Origin of the sequence: Paraburkholderia caledonica, assembly GCF_000383275.1 — a bacterium.
GTDB lineage: Bacteria > Pseudomonadota > Gammaproteobacteria > Burkholderiales > Burkholderiaceae > Paraburkholderia > Paraburkholderia caledonica.
In genome coordinates this window covers 366022-386074 of sequence record NZ_KB911035.1, presented here as the reverse complement: position 1 = coordinate 386074, position 20053 = coordinate 366022, and the positions used below count along the sequence as shown (strand labels likewise).

Annotated in this window: 20 protein-coding genes; 15 read left to right on the top strand and 5 right to left on the bottom strand. The window is 63.0% G+C overall.

The window, feature by feature from the left end; genetic code table 11:
- Positions 1-16 precede the first annotated feature (16 nt).
- The 3 genes from H281_RS0107865 to H281_RS0107855 all read left to right on the top strand — a co-directional run bounded on the left by H281_RS0107865 (position 17) and on the right by H281_RS0107855 (position 2770).
- A complete protein-coding gene (locus tag H281_RS0107865; RefSeq protein WP_020066544.1) occupies positions 17-850 on the top strand; it encodes a GntR family transcriptional regulator in 834 nt (277 codons plus the stop codon).
- 80 nt (positions 851-930) lie between these two features.
- A complete protein-coding gene (gene phnN, locus H281_RS0107860; RefSeq protein WP_020066543.1) occupies positions 931-1482 on the top strand; it encodes a phosphonate metabolism protein/1,5-bisphosphokinase (PRPP-forming) PhnN in 552 nt (183 codons plus the stop codon).
- Between the two features lie 97 nt (positions 1483-1579).
- On the top strand, positions 1580-2770 hold the full coding sequence (locus H281_RS0107855) for a M20 aminoacylase family protein (RefSeq protein WP_020066542.1): 1191 nt from the start codon (positions 1580-1582) through the stop codon (positions 2768-2770).
- Positions 2771-2831: 61 nt separating this feature from the next.
- Here H281_RS0107855 and H281_RS0107850 read toward each other — a convergent pair whose 3' ends face one another.
- Positions 2832-3656, bottom strand: coding sequence for an IclR family transcriptional regulator (locus tag H281_RS0107850; RefSeq protein WP_020066541.1), 825 nt, complete (start codon positions 3654-3656; stop codon positions 2832-2834).
- A gap of 216 nt (positions 3657-3872) precedes the next feature.
- Between H281_RS0107850 and H281_RS0107845 the strand changes: the two genes are divergently transcribed.
- The 9 genes from H281_RS0107845 to H281_RS0107800 all read left to right on the top strand — a co-directional run bounded on the left by H281_RS0107845 (position 3873) and on the right by H281_RS0107800 (position 13241).
- Positions 3873-4577: a FadR/GntR family transcriptional regulator gene (locus tag H281_RS0107845; protein WP_020066540.1), complete on the top strand. Its 705-nt coding sequence runs from the start codon at positions 3873-3875 to the stop codon at positions 4575-4577.
- 86 nt (positions 4578-4663) lie between these two features.
- Positions 4664-5554, top strand: a complete 891-nt coding sequence (gene ltnD / locus H281_RS0107840) for an L-threonate dehydrogenase (protein ID WP_027804391.1) — start codon at positions 4664-4666, stop codon at positions 5552-5554.
- Between the two features lie 13 nt (positions 5555-5567).
- A complete protein-coding gene (otnK, locus tag H281_RS0107835) occupies positions 5568-6878 on the top strand; it encodes a 3-oxo-tetronate kinase (RefSeq protein WP_020066538.1) in 1311 nt (436 codons plus the stop codon).
- Positions 6875-7537 carry a 3-oxo-tetronate 4-phosphate decarboxylase gene (otnC, locus tag H281_RS0107830; protein ID WP_020066537.1) on the top strand — a complete coding sequence of 221 codons (663 nt, stop codon included), beginning with the start codon at positions 6875-6877 and terminating at the stop codon, positions 7535-7537. The genes otnK and otnC overlap by 4 nt, the downstream gene beginning before the upstream one ends.
- Before the next feature lie 65 nt (positions 7538-7602).
- Positions 7603-8937, top strand: a complete 1335-nt coding sequence (locus H281_RS0107825) for an MFS transporter (RefSeq protein ID WP_020066536.1) — start codon at positions 7603-7605, stop codon at positions 8935-8937.
- Between the two features lie 78 nt (positions 8938-9015).
- Complete coding sequence (otnI, locus tag H281_RS0107820; RefSeq protein ID WP_020066535.1) at positions 9016-9801, top strand: 2-oxo-tetronate isomerase; 786 nt, start codon at positions 9016-9018, stop codon at positions 9799-9801.
- A 29-nt stretch (positions 9802-9830) separates the two neighbouring features.
- A complete protein-coding gene (gene denD / locus H281_RS0107815) occupies positions 9831-10811 on the top strand; it encodes a D-erythronate dehydrogenase (RefSeq protein ID WP_020066534.1) in 981 nt (326 codons plus the stop codon).
- A 394-nt stretch (positions 10812-11205) separates the two neighbouring features.
- The gene (pcaF, locus tag H281_RS0107810; protein ID WP_020066533.1) at positions 11206-12408 is read left to right on the top strand and encodes a 3-oxoadipyl-CoA thiolase; all 1203 of its coding nucleotides are present in this window, start codon (positions 11206-11208) and stop codon (positions 12406-12408) included.
- Between the two features lie 236 nt (positions 12409-12644).
- The gene (locus H281_RS0107800) at positions 12645-13241 is read left to right on the top strand and encodes a hypothetical protein (RefSeq protein ID WP_020066531.1); all 597 of its coding nucleotides are present in this window, start codon (positions 12645-12647) and stop codon (positions 13239-13241) included.
- 116 nt (positions 13242-13357) lie between these two features.
- Here H281_RS0107800 and H281_RS0107795 read toward each other — a convergent pair whose 3' ends face one another.
- A complete protein-coding gene (locus H281_RS0107795; protein ID WP_020066530.1) occupies positions 13358-13735 on the bottom strand; it encodes a DUF2917 domain-containing protein in 378 nt (125 codons plus the stop codon).
- A 516-nt stretch (positions 13736-14251) separates the two neighbouring features.
- Here H281_RS0107795 and H281_RS0107790 point away from each other — a divergent pair.
- Both H281_RS0107790 and H281_RS0107785 read left to right on the top strand, forming a co-directional pair.
- On the top strand, positions 14252-15370 hold the full coding sequence (locus tag H281_RS0107790) for a hypothetical protein (protein WP_020066529.1): 1119 nt from the start codon (positions 14252-14254) through the stop codon (positions 15368-15370).
- A 237-nt stretch (positions 15371-15607) separates the two neighbouring features.
- Complete coding sequence (locus tag H281_RS0107785) at positions 15608-15811, top strand: hypothetical protein (protein WP_241077846.1); 204 nt, start codon at positions 15608-15610, stop codon at positions 15809-15811.
- A gap of 22 nt (positions 15812-15833) precedes the next feature.
- On the opposite strand, the gene H281_RS0107780 is transcribed toward H281_RS0107785, so the two are convergent.
- Both H281_RS0107780 and H281_RS0107775 read right to left on the bottom strand, forming a co-directional pair.
- A complete protein-coding gene (locus H281_RS0107780; RefSeq protein ID WP_020066527.1) occupies positions 15834-17063 on the bottom strand; it encodes a sensor histidine kinase in 1230 nt (409 codons plus the stop codon).
- Between the two features lie 103 nt (positions 17064-17166).
- Positions 17167-18063: a LysR family transcriptional regulator gene (locus H281_RS0107775; RefSeq protein WP_020066526.1), complete on the bottom strand. Its 897-nt coding sequence runs from the start codon at positions 18061-18063 to the stop codon at positions 17167-17169.
- A gap of 102 nt (positions 18064-18165) precedes the next feature.
- Between H281_RS0107775 and H281_RS0107770 the strand changes: the two genes are divergently transcribed.
- Positions 18166-19041: an aldo/keto reductase family oxidoreductase gene (locus H281_RS0107770; protein WP_020066525.1), complete on the top strand. Its 876-nt coding sequence runs from the start codon at positions 18166-18168 to the stop codon at positions 19039-19041.
- Between the two features lie 38 nt (positions 19042-19079).
- Here H281_RS0107770 and H281_RS0107765 read toward each other — a convergent pair whose 3' ends face one another.
- Positions 19080-19988: a LysR family transcriptional regulator gene (locus H281_RS0107765; RefSeq protein WP_020066524.1), complete on the bottom strand. Its 909-nt coding sequence runs from the start codon at positions 19986-19988 to the stop codon at positions 19080-19082.
- Positions 19989-20053 lie beyond the last annotated feature (65 nt).

Here is a 20053-nt window from a genome sequence, read left to right as displayed (position 1 = left end):
TTTCGTAGTTTGCAAAATGTCGACCAGGAATCTCTCCGCCAGCAAGCCGCCCATTGGAGCGAACGCCACGCTCGCTGAACCCCGCGCGCGGCGTCGTGCGGGCGCGCAGGCTGGCGTGCATGTCCCACTGCCAGATCTAACCGAGAACGTATCGTTCGATTCGCACGAGCCCATCGGCAAGCAGATCTTCCGCGCTTTGCGACAGGCCATTTTCGTCGGCCAGATGGTCCCCGGCACGCCGCTCTCGGAGAAGGAAGTGTCGGACATGTTCCAGGTGTCGCGACAACCGGTGCGCGAGGCATTCATCAAACTGGTCGAAGCGGGCGTGCTGCAGGTCTTGCCGCAGCGCGGCACCTTCGTGAAGCGCATCTCTCCGCGCCAGGTGCGCGAAGGGCGCTTTATTCGCGAAGCGATCGAGACGGCGGTAGTGCGCAAAGCAGCAGTGTCGATTACCGATGAGCAATTGCAGGCGCTCGCCGACAATCTGCGCGAACAGAAGCTCGCGGCAAAATCGAATGACACGGCCGCGTTCCTCGCGCTCGACGAAGCATTCCACTACGCGATTTCGCAGGCGATAGACTGCACTGCCGCGTGGGAAACCATTCAGGACATCAAGGCGCAAATGGATCGCGTGCGCTACTTGAGTTTGCCGGACGTGTCGCCCCTCGATCTGTTGATCAAGCAACACGCGAAGATCCTGGCCGGTTTGCGCGCGCACGATCCCATCGCCGCTGAAGACGCCATGCGCAGCCATCTGCGTGAAATCCTCGTGTCGCTCGGTCCTATCGCCGCGCGTAACCCCGCCTGGTTCGAAACAGACGAACCGGAGCGCGTGCCGCTTTCCACTTGAAAACGTCGCGCTGAGCGGGTCCCGCAAAGCGTCGCGTTATGGCAAAGTGTGCCGTTTCAATGCCACGAGGTGAGGGGCCAATGACAGGTCGCCTGGTCTATGTGATGGGGCCGTCCGGCGCGGGTAAAGACGCGTTGCTGGGTTTCGCTCGCAAGCGCCTTGCGGGCGAGCCGATTCTCTTCGCGCATCGTTACATTACGCGGCCAAGCGGCAACGGCGAAGAACATGTCGCGTTAAGCGTCGAGGAATTCGCCGCTCGTTCGTTGCTGGGTCTCTTCGCGCTCGAATGGTCCAGTCATTCGCTGCGCTATGGCGTGGGTATCGAACTCGATGCATGGCTCGCGCGCGGTTGCACGGTCGTCGTCAATGGCTCGCGCCAGTACTTGCATCATGCGCTTGCGCGCTATCCTCGTACCGAAGTCGTGCACGTGGACGCTGCTCCGCATATTCTCGAAGCGCGTCTCGGTGCGCGGGCGCGCGAATCGGCGGAGCAAGTAGCCGCGCGGCTCGCACGGCACGCGCCTTTTTCTTTGCCCGACGGCGTTCGCTGCAAATCAATCGACAATTCAGGCGAGCTGGAAGCGGCGGGTCATGCGCTGATCGCATTCCTCGAAGCCAAAGCCGGGCTATAGTTCTCGCCTTTGCTGCATCGGCGGTAAGCAGGTGGCAGTCTTACTGCTGCCTTGGCATCCGCTTTCATACAGCTTCACTTCACGGAGTCTCTTGCAAATGAGCGAAAGCGCGCGTTACACCGAAGTAGCCGATCTGATTCCTGCCGCCGAAAGCCTGCGCGAAATTCGCCATCACATTCATCACCATCCCGAACTTGCCTACGAGGAGTTGCAAACCGGCGCGCTCGTCGCCGGGAAGCTCGAGGAATGGGGCTGGCAGGTCACGCGCGGTGTCGGTCAAACCGGTGTGGTCGGCACGCTCAAAGTAGGCGACGGCAAGCGCAGCATCGGCATTCGCGCCGACATGGACGCGCTGCCGATCATCGAGCAAACCGGTCTGCCTTACGCGAGCGGCACGCACGGCAAGATGCATGCATGCGGCCACGACGGCCACACGACAATCCTGCTCGGTGCCGCGCAACGTCTTGCGGCCACGCGCAATTTCTCGGGCACGGTGCACTTGTACTTTCAGCCGGCCGAAGAAAGCGGCATCGACAGCGGCGCGAAGAAAATGATCGAAGACGGCCTGTTCGAGCGCTTTCCGTGCGACGCCGTGTTCGGTCTGCACAATCATCCAGGCGCGGAACCGGGCGTGCTGCTGTTCCGCAAGGGGCCGTTCATGTCGGCGGGCGACAAGGCGATCATCACGGTAGAAGGCGTGGGCGGCCACGCGGCGCGCCCGCATCTGACGGTCGATCCGGTGGTGGTGGCGGCAAGCATCGTCATGGCGTTGCAGACCATCGTTGCGCGTAACGTCGATCCGTCGCAACCTGCGGTCGTGACAGTCGGCTCGATGCATGCGGGTACAGCAAACAACGTGATCGCGAGCACGGCGAGACTTGAACTGAGCGTGCGTTCGTTCAGCCCTGAAGTGCGTGCGTTGCTTAAAAAGCGCATTACCGAACTCGCGCAAACGCAGGCCGCGAGTTATGGCGGCAAGGCCGTGGTCGAATATATCGAAGGTTATCCGGTCGTCGTTAATTCGGATGACGAAACAGATTTCGCGGTAGAAGTGGCGCGCGAACTGGTAGGCAACGACAGGGTCGTTGCGCAGACCGACATACTGATGGGCAGCGAGGACTTCGCATTCATGCTGCAGAAGCGGCCGGGCACGTTTCTACGCATCGGCAACGGAGTGGGCGAGGACGGCTGCATGGTGCACAACCCGCATTACGACTTCAACGACCAGAACCTGCCGGTTGGTGCGGCATTCTGGACGCGGCTGGTGGAGCGGTACCTCAGCCGCTGACCGCAGTTGCGGGCGCGGGGCGTGAACATTCGAACAGCGGTGGCGAAACTGCCGCTGAATTTCAACCGCGCCTTGCCACCATCTCCGATACGGTTTGCGCAGCCTGCTGCAGCGGCTCCAGAAACGCTTTGACCATCTGTCTGGCCGAATTGCGTTGCGCGTTGCCGCTGATATTCATTGCCGCGATCACGCGTCCCTGACGATTGCGGATAGGCGCCGACAGCGAAATCAAACCGCCTTCCAGTTCCTGATCGACAATCGCCCATCCTTGGCGGCGCACCTGCGCGATCAGTTTCTTCAGTTCTTCTTTGTCCGTTACCGTGCGCGGCGTGTGAGCGTAGAGCGGCGACGAATTCAGCGTGGTTTCGAGCGTCTCGTCGTCGAGTGCGGAGAGCAGCACGCGGCCCATCGACGTGCAATACGCGGGCAGGCGGCTGCCGATGGACAGGTTGATCGTCATGATCTTGTGAGTCGGCACCCGCAACACGTAGACGATCTCCGTGCGGTCTAGTACGGCCGCCGAGCAGCTTTCGTGCACCTGTGCGGACAGTTCTTCCATGACTGGCTCGGCCAGGTTCCAGAATGGCATCGACGTCAGGTACGCGAACCCGAGGTCGAGAATTTTCGGCGTCAGGCGAAACAGGCGGCCCTCGGCTTCGACGTAGCCGAGCGTCTGTAATGTCAGCAGGATGCGCCGCGCACCCGCGCGCGTGAGGCCCGTGGCAGCGGCGACGTCGGTAAGCGTCTGCTCGGGGCGCGTTGCGTCGAACGCGCGAATCACCGCGAGGCCGCGCGCAAACGACTGCACGTACGAGTCGCCCGGTTTGTCCGGGGCCGGTTCGGCGCTGGCGGAAACGTCGGGGGACGGCGGCGGGGCTTTGCTCATGGACCTGGAAATGTGTGCGAAACGTGCGTTCGTAAGGCTTGGATACCGTCCACGGTGACTCGATGGCCGCGACGGTGCGCAAAGGCGTGACGATAGCTTAAGCCTTCTGTTTCGCCAACTTCGCGGGTCTTCGGACAAAAAACCCAGGGTTTGCGTGGATGTAACCGGCATCGAAAATTTGTATGATGACCCGATGACATGACAATCGAGAGATCGATGTTCGACAAGATTCCAGCCCGCGCATTGAGCGACACCGTCGCGCAGCAGCTTCTTAAGCAGATCGACAAGGGCACCTTCGCGCGCGGCGGCAAGCTGCCCACCGAGGCCGTGCTCGCGCAGCAATTTGGCGTGAGCCGCACGGTGATCCGCGAGGCGATTTCGCGGCTGAAGAACGAAGGTGTGGTCGAGCCGCGCCAGGGCAGCGGCGTCTTCATCGCGGCGCACGGCGCGATCCGGCCGCTGCGTATCGACTACGCCGAAGCGGTCGAGCCGGGGTCGGTCGTGCAGATTCTCGCGCTGCGGCGGGCGATTGAAGCGGAAGTCGCATCCGAGGCCGCGATGCGTCGCACCGACGCCGACATGATGTCCATCGACGCGGCTCTCGCGAAGATCGACGAAGCCGTCGCGGAAGGCGAGGACGGCGTGACCGAAGACGTCGCGTTTCATCGCGCGATTGCGGGAGCAACCGGCAATCCGTATTTCCTCAAGACGCTGACGTTCCTGAATCAGTATCTCGAAGCCGGGACGGTTGTCACGCGTCGCAACGAGGCACTGCGCGAAGACTTCTCGCGTCAGGTGCGCGAAGAGCACGCGGCCATTGCAGCGGCAATTCGTGCCGGCGACCCAATGGCCGCGCGCAACGCGGCGCAAACGCACATGTACAACGCGGCAAGGCGGCTCGCGGAAGCGGGCATTCGCTGATGCCGTGGCACGCCGGCGAGTGTTGCGAAGTCGGCGCACGCGATGCAATCCCCACAAGCGCGTAACAGATTCCATAGAGGTGCAGCATGTCCAGAAATGTCGGTGTCATCGGTCTCGGTGCAATGGGTTTGGGCGTCGCGCGTTCGTTGCTGCGTGCGGGCTTGCGGGTCCACGCGTGCGATCTGCGCAGCGAAGTCCTGCAGGCGTTCGTGAAAGAAGGCGGCGTGGGATGTGCGTCGCCAGCCGAACTCGGTGCGCAATGTGACGTGGTTATCACACTGGTGGTGAACGCCGCGCAAACCGAGGCAGTGTTGTTCGGCGAGCAAGGCGCGGTCTCGGCGATGAAGCCGGGCGGCGTCGTGATCGCGAGCGCGACGGTCGCGCCCGACTTCGCAATCGAACTTGGCAAGCGGATTGAGGCAGCAGGTTTGCAGATGCTCGATGCGCCGGTCTCGGGCGGGGCGGCGCGCGCCGCATCGGGCGAGATGACGATGATGACGTCCGGTCCCGCCGCCGCTTACGCGGCCTGTGAGGACGTGCTCGCCGCGATGGCGGGCAAGGTTTATCGCCTGGGCTCCGCGCATGGCGCGGGATCGAAGGTCAAGATCATCAACCAGTTGCTGGCCGGTGTGCATATCGCCGTGGCCGCGGAGGCGATGGCGCTCGGCTTGCGCGAAGGCGTCGATCCGGACGCACTTTACGACGTGATCACGCACAGCGCCGGCAATTCGTGGATGTTCGAGAACCGCGTACCGCACATACTCAACGGCGATTACACGCCGCTGTCGGCCGTCGACATTTTCGTCAAGGATCTCGGCCTCGTGCTCGATACCGCGCGCCGTTCGAAATTTCCGCTGCCGCTATCGGCGGCGGCGCACCAGATGTTCATGATGGCGTCCACAGCCGGTCACGGCGGCGAAGACGACTCCGCGGTCATCAAGATTTTCCCCGGCATCGACGTGCCGGCGGCAAAGTGAACAGGAGCGCGTCATGACCGCTACGACACAACGCGCGCTGCTCGGCTGTATCGCCGACGATTTCACCGGCGCAACGGACCTCGCCAACATGCTGGTGCGCGGCGGCATGCGCACGGTGCAAACCATCGGCGTGCCCGAGAAGGGAGAAACGATCGAAGCCGACGCGCTCGTGGTCGCGCTGAAGTCGCGCACGATCCCCGCAGCCGACGCAGTCGCGCAATCGCTTGCCGCCCTCGACTGGCTGCGCGCCCAAGGGTGCCGCCAGTTCGTTTTCAAATATTGCTCGACCTTCGATTCGACTGACGCGGGCAACATCGGGCCGGTAACGGATGCGTTGCTGAACGCGCTGTCCGCGCAAGGTTCTGCCAGTGCTTTCACGATTGCCTGCCCCGCGTTCCCCGAGAACGGCCGCACGATTTTTCGCGGTCATCTTTTTGTCGGCGATACGTTGCTCAACGAGTCGGGCATGGAGAACCATCCGCTCACGCCGATGCGCGACGCCAACCTCGTGCGCGTGTTGCAACGTCAGACGCATTCGAAGGTCGGACTCGTGCGTTACGACGCGGTGGCCCAAGGTGTATCGGCCGTGCGCGAATCGTTCGACGCATTGCGTAACCAGGGCGTGCGCATGGCAATTGCCGACGCGGTCTCCGACGCCGACCTATACGTGCTTGGCGAAGCGTGCGCCGATCTGACATTGATCACAGGCGGCTCCGGTATTGCGTTGGGCTTGCCGGGTAACTTCCGTCGCGCGGGCCTGCTCGATTCGCAAGCTGATGCCGCGCAACTGCCGCACGTCGAAGGAATGTCCGCAGTGCTCGCCGGCAGCGCGTCGAAAGCGACCAATGCGCAAGTCGCCGCCTGGCGCGAAACACGGCCTGCGTTTCGCATCGACCCGCTTGCGGCTGCGCGCGGCGAAGCGGTTGTCGAACAGGCGCTGGCCTTCGCGCAAACATATCTCGACAAAGCCGAACCCATGCTCATTTACGCGACCGCCACGCCCGACGAAGTGAAAGCGGTGCAGCGCGAACTCGGTGTGGACCGGGCAGGACATCTGGTCGAATCGACGTTGGCGGCGATTGCCCGCGGCTTGCATGAACGCGGCGTGCGCAAGTTCGTCGTGGCGGGCGGCGAGACCTCGGGCGCGGTCGTGCAGGCGCTGAATGTCCGCACGTTGCGCATCGGCGCGCAGATCGATCCCGGCGTTCCGGCGACTGCAACCGTGGGCACGCAACCGCTCGCGCTGGCACTGAAATCCGGCAACTTCGGCACGACGGATTTCTTCGAAAAAGCGCTGCGTCATCTGAACGGAGCCGCGCAATGAGCAACGCGCCCGCAGTCCACGCCACGAACGAAGCGCGCGTACGCGAGGAAATATGCGTGACTGGCGCGAGTCTTTATCAACGAGGCTATACGGTCGGCAGCGCTGGCAACATCAGCGCGCGGCTCGATGACGGCTGGCTGATCACGCCGACCGATGCGTGCCTCGGTCGGCTCGATCCGACCGACATCGCCAAGGTCGACTTCGACGGCAATGCGGTGTCGGGCGGCAAGCCCTCGAAAACGCTCGCGCTGCATCGCGGCATCTATGCGCGCAACGGCGAAACGCGCGGCATCGTGCATACGCATTCGACGCATCTGGTCGCACTGACGCTCGCGGGCGTGTGGAGTGAGGCCGACGTACTGCCGCCGATCACGCCGTACTACGTGATGAAAGTGGGCCACGTGCCGCTGATTCGTTACCGGCGGCCCGGCGATCCGCAAGTGGCCGCGCAGATCGCCGCGCTCGCCGATAGCGTTCGCGCGGTGCTGCTCGAGCGCCTAGGCCCAGTGGTCTGGGAACGTTCCGTCGCGCATGCGTCGTATGCACTCGAAGAACTCGAAGAGACCGCGCGTTTGTGGCTCATGACCAATCCTCGACCGGCGCCGCTCGACGAAGCGTCGCTCGAAGAACTGCGCAGCGCGTTCGGCGCGCGCTGGTAGCAACCGCTCACATCAATCAGATCGCCCAAGGCGACGCGTTATACAACCATCCCAGGAGACATTGCATGAGTTCGTATCAGGCCGTATCCAGCCAGCCGTTCGCGGCGGCCGCGGGTCAACCCGGCGCCGCGGAAGTCGAGCGCACATACAAGAAAGTGTTCTGGCGCATCGTGCCATTTCTGATGCTTTGCTACGTGGTCGCGTATCTGGATCGCGTGAACGTCGGCTTTGCAAAGCTGCAAATGTCGCAAGACCTCGCGTTCAGCGAAACGGTATTCGGCCTCGGTGCAGGCGTGTTCTTTATCGGCTACTTCCTGTTTGAATTGCCGAGCAACATTCTGATGCACAAGCTCGGCGCGCGCATCTGGATCGCACGGATCATGATTACCTGGGGTGTCATGTCAGCGCTATTCGTGTTCGTGAAGACGCCGACCCAGTTCTACATCCTGCGCTTTCTACTTGGTCTCGCCGAAGCAGGTTTTTATCCGGGCGTGATCCTGTATCTGACTTACTGGTTTCCGTCGCATCGGCGTGCAAAGATCATTGCGGTGTTCATGTCGGCCATTCCGGTGTCGGGCATCTTCGGCAATCCGCTGTCCGGCTGGATCATGCAGGCGTTCCATCACAGCTCAGGTCTCCAGGGCTGGCAATGGATGTTCCTGATCGAAGCAATTCCGGCGGTGGCGATCGGTATCGCCACGATCCTGTATCTCGACAACGGAATTGCGAGCGCAAAGTGGCTGAGCGAAAGCGAAAAGCGCCTGTTGACCGATGAAATCGCCGCATCGCAGCCGAAGGAAAAAGCAAACGCTCATTCGCTGCGGGCGGTGTTCCGCGATCCGCGTACATGGTGGATGTCGCTGATCTACTTCGCGTTCGTCACCGGGCAATACGGCCTGACGTTCTGGATGCCGACGCTCGTCAAATCCACGGGCGTGAGCGGCGCATTTAACATCGGTCTGCTGAGCGCGATTCCGTTTGTCTGCGCGATCGTCGTGATGAATCTGATGGGGCATAGCGCGGACAAGCGCCGTGAGCGCCGCTGGCATCTGATCGTGCCGGCGTTGTTCGGCGCCGTGGGCTTCACGGTCGCGGCTTCGTTCGCGAGCAACACGGTGGTGTCCATCGCGTTTCTGTCGCTCGCCGCTGCCGGCGTGCTGACTTGCGCGCCGCTCTTCTGGTCGCTGCCGACGGCCTTCATGTCGGGCGCGACCGCAGCGGCCGGCATCGCGATCATCAATTCGATCGGTAATCTCGCGGGTTTCGCGAGTCCCTACATGATCGGCTACCTGAAGGATCTGACGCACAGCACGCAGACCGGCATGTATGTGCTGGCCGGCATGCTGGTGATTGGCGCGATTGCTACGTGGCTCACGCCGGCCAGACTGGTCAATCGCTAAAAGCGCCGCGCGGCGCCTACGTTGCTGCTCCAGCTTCGGTTGCCGCGCGCTGAACACAGCTTCAAAGGAGTTGCCGCCATGCCTCGCTTCGCCGCCAATCTGTCGATGATGTACAACGAGCACGCTTTTCTGGACCGTTTCGCTGCTGCCGCAAAAGACGGTTTCAAAGCGGTCGAGTTTCTGTTTCCGTATGATTTTCGCGCCGCGGAAATCAAGGCGCGGCTCGACGCCAACGGTCTGACACAAGCGCTCTTCAACGCGCCGCCAGGCGACTGGGCGAGCGGCGAGCGCGGCATCGCAACGCTGCCCGGACGTGAAGACGAGTTCCGCCGCAGCATCGAAACGGCTCTCGAATACGCGCGTGTGATCGGCAATCGCAAGCTGCATGTGATGGCGGGCCTGATCGGCGCGGATCAGCCGCGCGAGCGGCATCGCGAGGTGTATCTGCAAAACCTCGCGTACGCCGCGAAGGCCGCGCAAACCGAGGGCATCATGATTGTGATCGAACCGATCAATACACGCGACATGCCGGGCTTTTTTCTCAACCGGCAGGACGAGGCGCAAGCAATCTGCGCGGAAGTCGGCGAGCCAAATCTCAAGGTGCAGTTCGACTGTTACCACTGCCAGATCGTGGAAGGCGATCTCGCGGTGAAGCTCAAGCGCGATCAGGCGGGCATTGGTCACATTCAGGTTGCAGGCGTACCCGAGCGGCACGAGCCGGATACGGGCGAGATCAACTATCCGTATCTCTTCGATGTCATTGACTCACTCGGCTACGACGGCTACATCGGCTGCGAATACCGCCCGCGCGCCGCGACTTCCGCGGGGCTCGGCTGGCTCAAACCGTATCTGAACGCCGCTTGACCAGGATATAACGAGGACACTAGCCAATCATGAAAGTACTGATAACCGGCGGCGCGGGATTTCTCGGCCAACGCCTTGCGCGCGAACTGCTCTCGCGCGGTTCGTTGAACGACGCGCAAGGCGCGCCGCAAGCCATCTCCGAACTCGTCTTGCTCGACGTCGTGCAAGCGAACGATTTCGGCGACAGCCGCGTGCGCACCGAAGTGGGCGATATCGCGGAGCGCAGCGTGCTCGAGCGTGCAATCGACGGCAACACCGCGGCGATCTTTCACCTTGCCGCGATCGTGAGCGGTCAGGCGGAAGCCGACTTCGATCTCGGCATGCGCATCAATCTCGACGCGTCGCGCCTGCTACTCGACGTTTGCCGCGAACGCGGACACCGGCCGCGCGTGGTGTTCACGAGTTCGGTCGCGGTGTACGGCGGCGACTTGCCCGACATCGTGCAGAACGATACTGCGCTGAATCCCCAATCGTCGTACGGCGCGCAAAAGGCGATTGCCGAGTTGCTGCTCAACGACTATTCGCGGCGCGGTTTCGTCGACGGACGCGTGCTGCGGCTGCCCACGATCAGCGTGCGGCCCGGCAAGCCGAATGCGGCGGCGTCGTCGTTTGCAAGCGGCATCATCCGCGAGCCGCTGAACGGCGAAGAGGCTGTGTGCCCCGTCAACGGCGCCACGCGGCTGTGGCTGCTGTCGCCGCGCAAAGCGATCGAATGCCTGATTGCCGGGCTCGAACTCGATGCCGCCGCGCTGGGCAATCAACGCGTGCTGAATCTGCCGGGCATCTCCGTGAGCGTCGACGAGATGGTGGCGGCGCTGCGCGAAGTGGCTGGCGATGAGGTCGCGAAGCGGATCGTCTGGCAGCCGGACGCGCGCATCGAAAAAATCGTCGGTAGCTGGCCGGGACGTTGGGACACATCGCGCGCCGAACAACTGGGCCTGCGCGGCGAGCAGACCTTTGCCGACGTGATCCGCGCCTATATCGCGGACGAGGGCGTGAAGGTCCGCTGAAGTTTCGCTGAACGTCCATTAGAAGGTCACTAAAGCGCCCGCCGGACCTCGCGTTGCGGCCCCGCAGCGTGGCGGCGGCGCGGGCGCATCAATTGTCAGACGCTTGCCCGGCGCGGCTGACGCCTCTCACGTATTCCCTGATGACGGGCGGAGCGCGCTTGACAGCGTTTCCGCCACGCGCCTATTATCGAGCCTTGTTGTTCGATATATGACCGTATGTTCGCATAAAGAACAAAACGGCCGGCAACTCGAACGCATCGTTCACCATCCTGCGCTAAGCTGAATTCACGCGACGGCTGCCCGGCAGCCGCCCGGCCGATGCTCGACGCATCCGCCCGTGCCACGCATTCATGCTGACGGCACGGCGCGCGCAGCACATCACTGGAGACATGACATGACCGAAGCATTCCTGTGCGACGCGATTCGCACCCCCATCGGCCGCTATGCGGGCTCGCTGTCGTCGGTTCGCGCAGACGATCTGGGCGCGGTGCCGCTGAAGGCGCTGATGGAGCGTAACAAGAACGTCGACTGGAGCGTCATCGACGACGTCATCTACGGCTGCGCGAATCAGGCTGGCGAAGACAACCGCAACGTCGCGCGCATGTCGTTGCTGCTCGCAGGGCTGCCTAAAGACGTGCCGGGTTCGACCGTGAACCGCTTGTGCGGCTCGGGCATGGACGCGGTCGGCATCGCCGCGCGCGCAATCAAGTCCGGCGAGGCCGCGTTGATGGTGGCGGGCGGCGTCGAGAGCATGAGCCGCGCACCGTTTGTCATGGGCAAGGCAACGAGCGCGTTTTCGCGCCAGGCAGACATCTACGACACGACCATCGGCTGGCGTTTCGTCAATCCGTTGATGAAGCAGATGTACGGCGTCGACTCGATGCCGGAGACCGGCGAAAACGTCGCGACCGACTACAACATCAGCCGCGCCGATCAGGACGCGTTCGCACTTCGCAGTCAGCAGAAAGCCGCGCGCGCGCAGAAGGACGGCACGCTCGCGCAGGAAATCGTCGGCGTGACGATCGCGCAGAAGAAGGGTGATCCGATCACGGTGTCGCAAGACGAGCATCCGCGTGAGACGAGCCTGGAAACGCTCGCGAAACTGAAGGGCGTCGTGCGCCCGGATGGCACGGTAACGGCAGGCAACGCATCGGGCGTCAACGACGGCGCAGCGGCGCTGCTGCTGGCCAACGAAGAGACGGCAAAGCGGTTCGGCCTCACGCCGCGGGCCCGCGTTCTCGGCATCGCGACGGCGGGTGTCGCGCCGCGCATAATGGGCATGGGCCCGGCGCCCGCCGCACAAAAATTGATGGCGCGCCTGAACATGACCATCGATCAGTTCGACGTGATCGAGTTGAACGAGGCGTTTGCTTCTCAAGGTATTGCGGTGCTGCGCACGCTCGGCGTGGCAGACGACGACGCACGCGTGAACCCGAACGGCGGCGCAATCGCGTTGGGTCATCCGCTCGGCATGAGCGGCGCGCGCCTCGTGACGACCGCGATGTACCAGCTGCAACGCACGCAGGGACGCTTCGCACTGTGCACGATGTGTATTGGCGTGGGGCAGGGCATCGCAATCGCAATCGAACGCGTGTGATGGTCTAGCGCGCGTGCCGCGCTTTGCGTTTCTGAACAGCCTCTTCGCTGCCGCGAAGAGGCTGTTTCTTTTTGCGTCGCGCGTCGGCAAGCGTCATACCGGCTCGCAATTGAAGCTTCCTGTAAGGCATGTACAATCGTTGCGCTACATCTTTAGTCAAGCGTCCTGAATATTTCCCATTGGACATTATGCGAAATGGGCAACGTGGCCGGGACGATTTTTCAAGGAGAGCGTAAATGAATGCAGCGACGATAGGAGCAGCATTGACGGCAGCGGTGCTCGCCGCGGCTCAGCCGGCGTGGGCGCAAGAGCCCTTGGCGAGCGCCGCGCAAGGTGTCGTCAGTGCCGTGCAGCCTGTGCATATGAAGGCCACCATCGTGGGCATCGATCCTGGCAGCCGCTCGCTCACGCTGCAGGGGGCGAACGGCAACGTTGTGATCGTGCTCGTGGGCCAGCAAGTCGCCGGTTTCGAAAAACTGAAGGTGGGCGACCACGTGGATGCGCTGTATAAAAACGCGCTGCTGGTCAAGGCAGAACGGGTGACGGGAAAAGGCAAGGGCATTCGTGAACGCGTCGATACGCAGGTCTATACACCTGCGTCGGGCGGCTTCGAATCGGCGCGGCAGGTCGAAGTGCTTGCCACCGTGCAAAAGATCGATCGCAAGCGGCGCCTTGTCACCCTGCGCGGCGCGTATCAGACCCAAACGCTCGAAGTCGGTCCGCAAGTCGATCTTGCAGACGTGAAGGTGGGCGACACGATTCACGCGGTATTCGTTTCGGCCGCGGCTGTACAAGTCACGCCGCAAGACGCGGCGCAAAGCACGCCTCAATGAAGCGTATGTCGTTGCGCGGCGCGATGGCCTTGCCGGCCGTCGCGCCGTTGTTTTTTTAGCCTTGTGCTGTGCATGCAGCGAGTTCACGCGACATGCGCGGAGCCTGACAACGCATGTCAGCGCGGGCTCGGCGGCCCCAGGCTCAAACCGGCGAGCCGGCCGAGCCAGCGCGCGAGAATGCCTTTAGCGGGCAGCGCGGAGCTCAGCGAAACATGCGCTGTTCGTTCGCCGTCAGCGCTGAGCCATATGCGTTCGCCGCGCTGCAGGCTGAACGTTTGACCCGGCGCGATCCAGTGATCGTACGGAGAACTGATGCGGGTCAGCCAGAGGCGCGCGCCCTTCACCGTAAGCGTGCTGTCCGCTTCGACACGCCATGTCAGCGTCGCGCCCGGCACGACCGGGAAATGCACGACCACCTTCGGTAGACGCTCGTCCTGGTAATACGCATAACGATGTGCGTCGTCTTGCATGCACTGCGGGCTTGCCTGATCCATCTTGCTCTCCGGTTTGGAGCCGGCCGACAGAGGCGCCCACAAAACAAAAGGCCCCTTCCGTTACCGGCGGGGCCTTGGGGTCTTGCTTTGCAGATTCAGACTGCTAACGCAAACATGCTCCCATAGGCCAGCCGATGATGGCTCGCTTCGGGTGATTAATCGCTACGGCGATGGAGATGTGCGTCAACATGAATTGAGTGTGCCGTTTTGCCGCACACGTTGTCAACGGAAATCGGCCGCTATTTCCCGTAGCCACACTGCAGCGCGTCGTCGCCTGGTCGCCCGGATAGCCATGCGGCACGATGCGTTTTCGCCGATGCAAAGTATGTCGGCGTATGTCACCGCCTCTACAAAATGCTCGGGAAGCCTTGCCCAGAAGGCTTCTTTCACGATGAAACAGCGTGACATATCTTCACTGCTGACTGCCACGGCGCGTCCTCCTATAGTCCGTTCATCGCCACACAGCGCAGCAGCAGCAGTCGCACGACGTGGCCTGATTCCACGAAGGACATACCCGTGAAAACTCATTCGTTCGCAGTCCCGGTCAGCGGCGCTTCATCTGCGGCCGTCACTTCTTTTTCGCCTTCCGCTCGCCGCACACTGCGCAAGCTCGCGCTGACTGCAACAACGGCAATGCTCGCACTGGGCAGCGCGTCGGCATTCGCGTGGTCGCAGCACGGAACCGCTTACACGTCGCGCGGCGTTTATAACGAAGGTCACTATGGCTCGTGCGGCGGCGGCAGCTGCTCGCATGCTGGCGGTGTCGTCGGACCTTATGGCGGTGCCGCTACCAACGCCGGCACGGTTACTCGCAATTCGCCCGGTCAGTTTTCGAATTCGGGCACTGCGACGGGCCGCTACGGAAACTCGGTGCAGCACTCTGGCGACACCAGTTGCGCGGGCGGCACGTGTTCGCATACGGGCGCGCTCACCGGACCAGATGGCAAGACGGCCACCACCTCCGGCGAAGTAACGAAGACGGGCGCTGGGCAGTACTCGTCGTCGGGATCGGTGACGCGCTCCAACGGCGATACGGTCGATCACTCAGCGTCAACGAGTTGCGCCGGTTCTTCATGCTCGCGTTCGGGAACGGTCACTGGATCGGATGGAAACACGGTCGCACATTCCGGCACCGCGACGCGGGTCGCGCCCGGCGTAGTGACGACGTCCACCAGCGTGACCGGCACGCATGGCAATACGGTGAGTTCGAGTGGAACCGTGGTGAGCACGGGCGTTGTGGCGACGGGCGGCACGACCGTCGTCGTCGCGCCGAAACCGGTGGTGTATCCGCCGCCGGCCGTCGTGGTTGCACCCAAGCCGGTTGTCTATGTCGCGCCGCCGCCGCCCGCGCCCGCTGTCGTAGTGGCGCCGCCGCCCGTGGTTTATGCACCGCCGCCTGCGCCGGCTGTCGTCGTGACACCGAAGCCCGTGGTGTATGCACCGCCGCCGCCCCCGCCGGCTGTCGTGATCGCGCCGAAGCCCGTTGCTTATGTCGCTCCGCCAGTGGTGTATGCGCCGCCGCCGGTTGTCTACGTAGCGCCGCGCCGCGTTTATCTTGCGCCCGCGCCGCGTCCGGCAGTCTGGGTGCCGGGCCATTGGGTCGGCAATGTGTATGTACCGGCGCACTGGGCATGAAGAGCGAACGCCATGTCATTAAGAATGCGCCTTACTCTAGCCAGCCGCGCCCGTCGGCCGAGTCGCTTCAAAGTCACACGCGGGATGCCGCCGGGCAGCGCGAACGCAGACGAGCAACGTGTTGCCGCGTCACGCCGGCGGCGGTTGCGGGCATCGGATGCATCGACGGTTCGCAAAGCAAGCGTATGGGCGACGATCATCGTGGCGACCGCGCTGGTGATCGCCGTGCAGAGGTTCATGGCAAATCCGGAGTTGCCGCGCGAACTTCCTGAACTCGTTCCGTCTGCGGATTGCCCCGCGCGCTACGCCGCCTTGCTCGATCTCGCGGAACTGGCGCGCCGCGACGGGACATCTTCAGAGGTTGTGATGCACGGGTTGAACAACGGCGATGGCGCAATGAGCGCATGCCCGCGCATGACCAGCAGCGCGGCGACACGATGATCGCTGTCCGCCGCGTCTGCTGTTACGCCTCTTCTTCCGGTTCCGCGAGCGTCAACGGAAAGCGGATCGTGAAGGTGGTGCCCACGCCTTCGCGTGACGCGAAGTCGATGTGCCCGTCGAGCACGCGGCACAGTTCCTTGACGATGGCGAGACCCAACCCGGTGCCGGGAATTTCCTCGCCGGCGGCGCGCTCGAATTCGGCAAACACCCGGTCGGCATCGGCGGGTGCGATGCCCACGCCGGTGTCCGACACGCGGATCGACCAGTGCTGCGGACCGGCCGTCAGGAAGTACAACTCGACCTGTCCCGACTTGGTGTATTTGGTCGCATTGGTGAGCAGGTTGACGGCGATCTGCTTGATCTTCAGGCGGTTCGACGTGACGGCGGGCAGCGCCGGATCGAACGCCGCGCGCAGCGTCAGCCCCTTCTCTTCGATGGACGGCCGCGACGACGCCACAAGCTCCTCGTAGAGCTCATGCAGATCGACCTGTTCGAGCGTGAGCGGCGTACCGTCGCCGAGAATGACCGAGTACTCGACCATCTGCTCGACAAGCGCCTTCATGTCCGCCGCCTGCCGGTTCGCTAGCTGCAACGCGGTGTCGGCCTTGGCGGGTACGCGAGCGATCAGCTGCAGCGCCATTGAGAATGAATTCAGGAAGTTGCGCAAATCGTGCACGACACTGCGCGTGATGTGCATGCGCGACTCGTACAACTCGCTGACGAGCCGCTGTTTCAGCGTCAATTCGTGATTGGCGCGCTCCAACCGACCGGTGTATTCGTCGATCTTGCGGTCGCGTTCGCTGACCACTTCCTTGATCGACGCAAGCGTGACCATGCTCAGCGCTTCTGCAATCAGGCGACGCGCGCGCTTTTCGTGGCTGCGGGTGAATCCGTTGTCGCGCGTGGCGTACTCGTCGAGTACATCGGCGAGTACCAGGTGGAACAGGTCTAGTTCGCGCACCAGTTCTTCGATCCGGTAGCCTTGACGCCAGCGCACTATGCCGTGCTTGCGCGCGTCGCGTTCGATCTCCGTTTCGACGTGTTCCAGATCGTCGACCTCCAGCGCCGCGCACAGGCCGTCGAGAATTTCGGGAAGATGATCGGCGAGTTGCTGATACGTGAGCTTATCGGCTTCCACCAGATCGACGTCGCCAAAAACTGCGTTCATCCATTGTTCGGTCAAACGAACCCGCTCGGCGCGAACGAATTCGGCGAAGTTGCGCAGGGGGCTAACGCGTGTGTCGTTCTTCATGGTGCGGTGGATCTGAGTTCGAGAATGTGCGTGCGCTCCGGTGGCGGCAGCCCATTATCACAGCAAATCGCCCACGCGGCGTCGAATTTGCGGCCCCGTCCACTCAACCGTTGCGGTCCTTCAAAAAATCGACGAACGCACGTAAGGGCGCGGGCACGTGACGGTGTCCGGGATAGTAGAGAAAGGGCCCCGAGAAGCTCTGCCACCAAGGTTCGAGAACCGGTTGCAATGCACCGCTGTCGAGGTGCGGCTTCAGCATGTCTTCGAACAGGTGAATTACGCCCACGCCCGCGAGCGCTGCGCTGATCACGAGGTCGAGCGCTGCACCGGGACGCACGAGCAACGGTCCCGACGGATTCAGTTGCACCACTTCGTCGTCGCGCTCGAAGATCCACGTCGGCGTCGCGCCGCCGGCAAACTGGACGCGCAGGCAAGCATGCGTAAGGAGGTCGCGCGGGTGCTGCGGGCGTCCGCGTGCCTCCAAATACTCCGGCGCGGCGGCGGTGGCGACGCGTTCCACGCGCGGGCCGATCGGTACCGCGATCATGTCCTGCTCGAGCCGCTCGTCGTAACGGATGCCCGCGTCGCAGCCAATGGAAAGCACGTCGACAAAGCCGTCTTCGACGACCACTTCCACCCGTATGTCCGGATAGGCCTTTAGAAACGGCGCTATCACACCGGGCAATCCCATGCGCGCCGCGCTCGCCGGCACGTTCAGTTTGAGCGTGCCGCTCGGCCGGTCGCGAAACACGTTGAGCACGTCGAGCGCCGCTTCCATTTCGCTGAAGAGCGGCGTCAGTTTTTCGAGCAGACGCAGGCCGGCTTCGGTCGGCGCGACACTGCGGGTCGTACGGTTCAACAGGCGCAGACCGAGCTTCGTTTCGAGGCGGCGCACGGCAATGCTCAAGCTCGACGCGGAAACGCCGCTCGTGCGCGCGGCGTCGCGAAAGCCGCCCGCGCGCGCGACTGAAATGAAAGCGGTCAGGTCGTTTAGTTCCATGTCACTGTTCACAAAATTGAACAACCCGTGCACGTTAGCCCGCTTTATTAAACGGTGCAATCCCCGCCATACTGGGCTCACCTACAAAGACAGGAGAGCACCATGACAAACCTCGATATGACAAAGACATTTTTGCTCGGCGGCCGCGAGGTGCGGCGCATGGGCTATGGCGCCATGCAGCTCGCCGGACCCGGCGTGTTTGGGCCGCCGAAAGACCGCGACGCCGCGATCGCCGTGCTGCGTGAAGCGGTGGCTAGCGGCGTCAATCACATCGACACCAGCGATTTTTACGGCCCGCATATCACCAACCAGCTGATTCGCGAGGCGCTGCATCCGTATGCCGACGATCTCGTGATCGTCACGAAGCTCGGCGCGGTACGGGACAGCGACGGCGGTTGGCTGCCGGCGCAGGAGCCCGAGGATCTCGAGCGCGGCGTACACGACAATCTGCGCAACCTCGGGCTCGACGCGCTCGAAGTGGTGAATATGCGGATGATGGGCGACGTGCACGCGCCGAGCGAAGGATCGGTCGAAAAGCAGATCACCGCGCTCGCCAAACTTCAACAGCGCGGCCTGATCCGGCATATCGGCCTGAGCAACGCCACGCCGGCGCAGATTGCCGAAGCACAGCGCATCGTTAACATCGTCTGCGTGCAGAACCACTACAACCTGGTGCACCGCGCCGACGACGCGCTGATCGACGAACTGGCGGCCAAGGGCATTGCTTACGTACCGTTCTTTCCTTTGGGCGGCTTTACGCCGATCCAGTCGTCCGCGCTGACCGACATCGCGGCAACGATCGGCGCAACGCCGATGCAAGTGGCGCTTGCATGGCTGCTGCAGCGCGCGCCCAATATCCTGCTGATTCCGGGCACGTCGTCCGTCGGGCATTTGCGCGAGAACCTGCACGCCGCACAGATCGAGTTGAACGACGAAATACTCGCGAAACTGGATGCCATTGGCCGCGCCAACGGTTAACGCAACGTATTAACGCCACGTGTTAAGGCCACGTCGCTTCAAACGGAATCTGCAATATGCGCTCGCAGCCACTGGTGAGCCGGATCCCGATGCGACCGTTCGTGCCACAGCATCGCCATTTCGTAGCCCGGCACCTCGACGGGCGGCTGGACCACGCATAGTGCGGCGTTGTCGCGGACCAGCCGCTCGGGCACCATCGCCACGAGGTCGGTGTTGGCAAGCGCGGAAATCATGAAGAGAAAGTGCGGCACCGAGAGCACGACTCTGCGCGAGAGGCCGGCTTTGGCGAGCGCTTCGTCGGTCGCGCCGGCGAATCCGCCGCCGTCGGGCGACACGATCACGTGCTCGAACTTCGAGAATTGCGCGAGTGTCGGCCGCCGTTTCAGGCGCGGGTGACCGGCGCGGCCGGCAAGCACGTAGCGCTCGGCGAACAGCACTCTTCGTCGCAAACCGGCGGGCGCTCCTTCGCTCGTGTGAAAGCCGAGGTCGATCTCGCCCTGTTCGGCCTGCCGTGCGATGCGGGGCGGCGCCGCCTCCACTATGGCGAGCCGGGTGCCTGGCGCCGCCGCGCGCAGGCCCGGCAACGCTGGCAAGACGATGGTCGATTCCGCGTAGTCCGTCGCGGCAACGCGCCAGGTGTGCGCAGCCTGCGCCGGGTCGAACGGACGCGCGGGCGCCACGGCTTGCTCTAATGCCTCCAACGCTTGCCGCAACGGCTCGCGCAGCGCCTCGGCACGGGCCGTCGCACGCATGCCGCGCGGACCGGGCAGCAGCAGGGGATCGCCCAGCAGATCGCGAAGCTTGGCCAGATGCACGCTCACGGAAGGTTGCGAAAAATTCAGCCGCTCAGCCGCGCGCGTGACGTTCAGCTCGGCCAGCAAAACGTCGAGCGTAACGAGAAGGTTCAGGTCCAGCTTGCGGAGATTATTCACGGTAATACCTGTCATATCAGCAATTCATTTCTAATATACCGTGGCGACGCCTATCGTGTGTTCTTCCAGACATGAAAGAG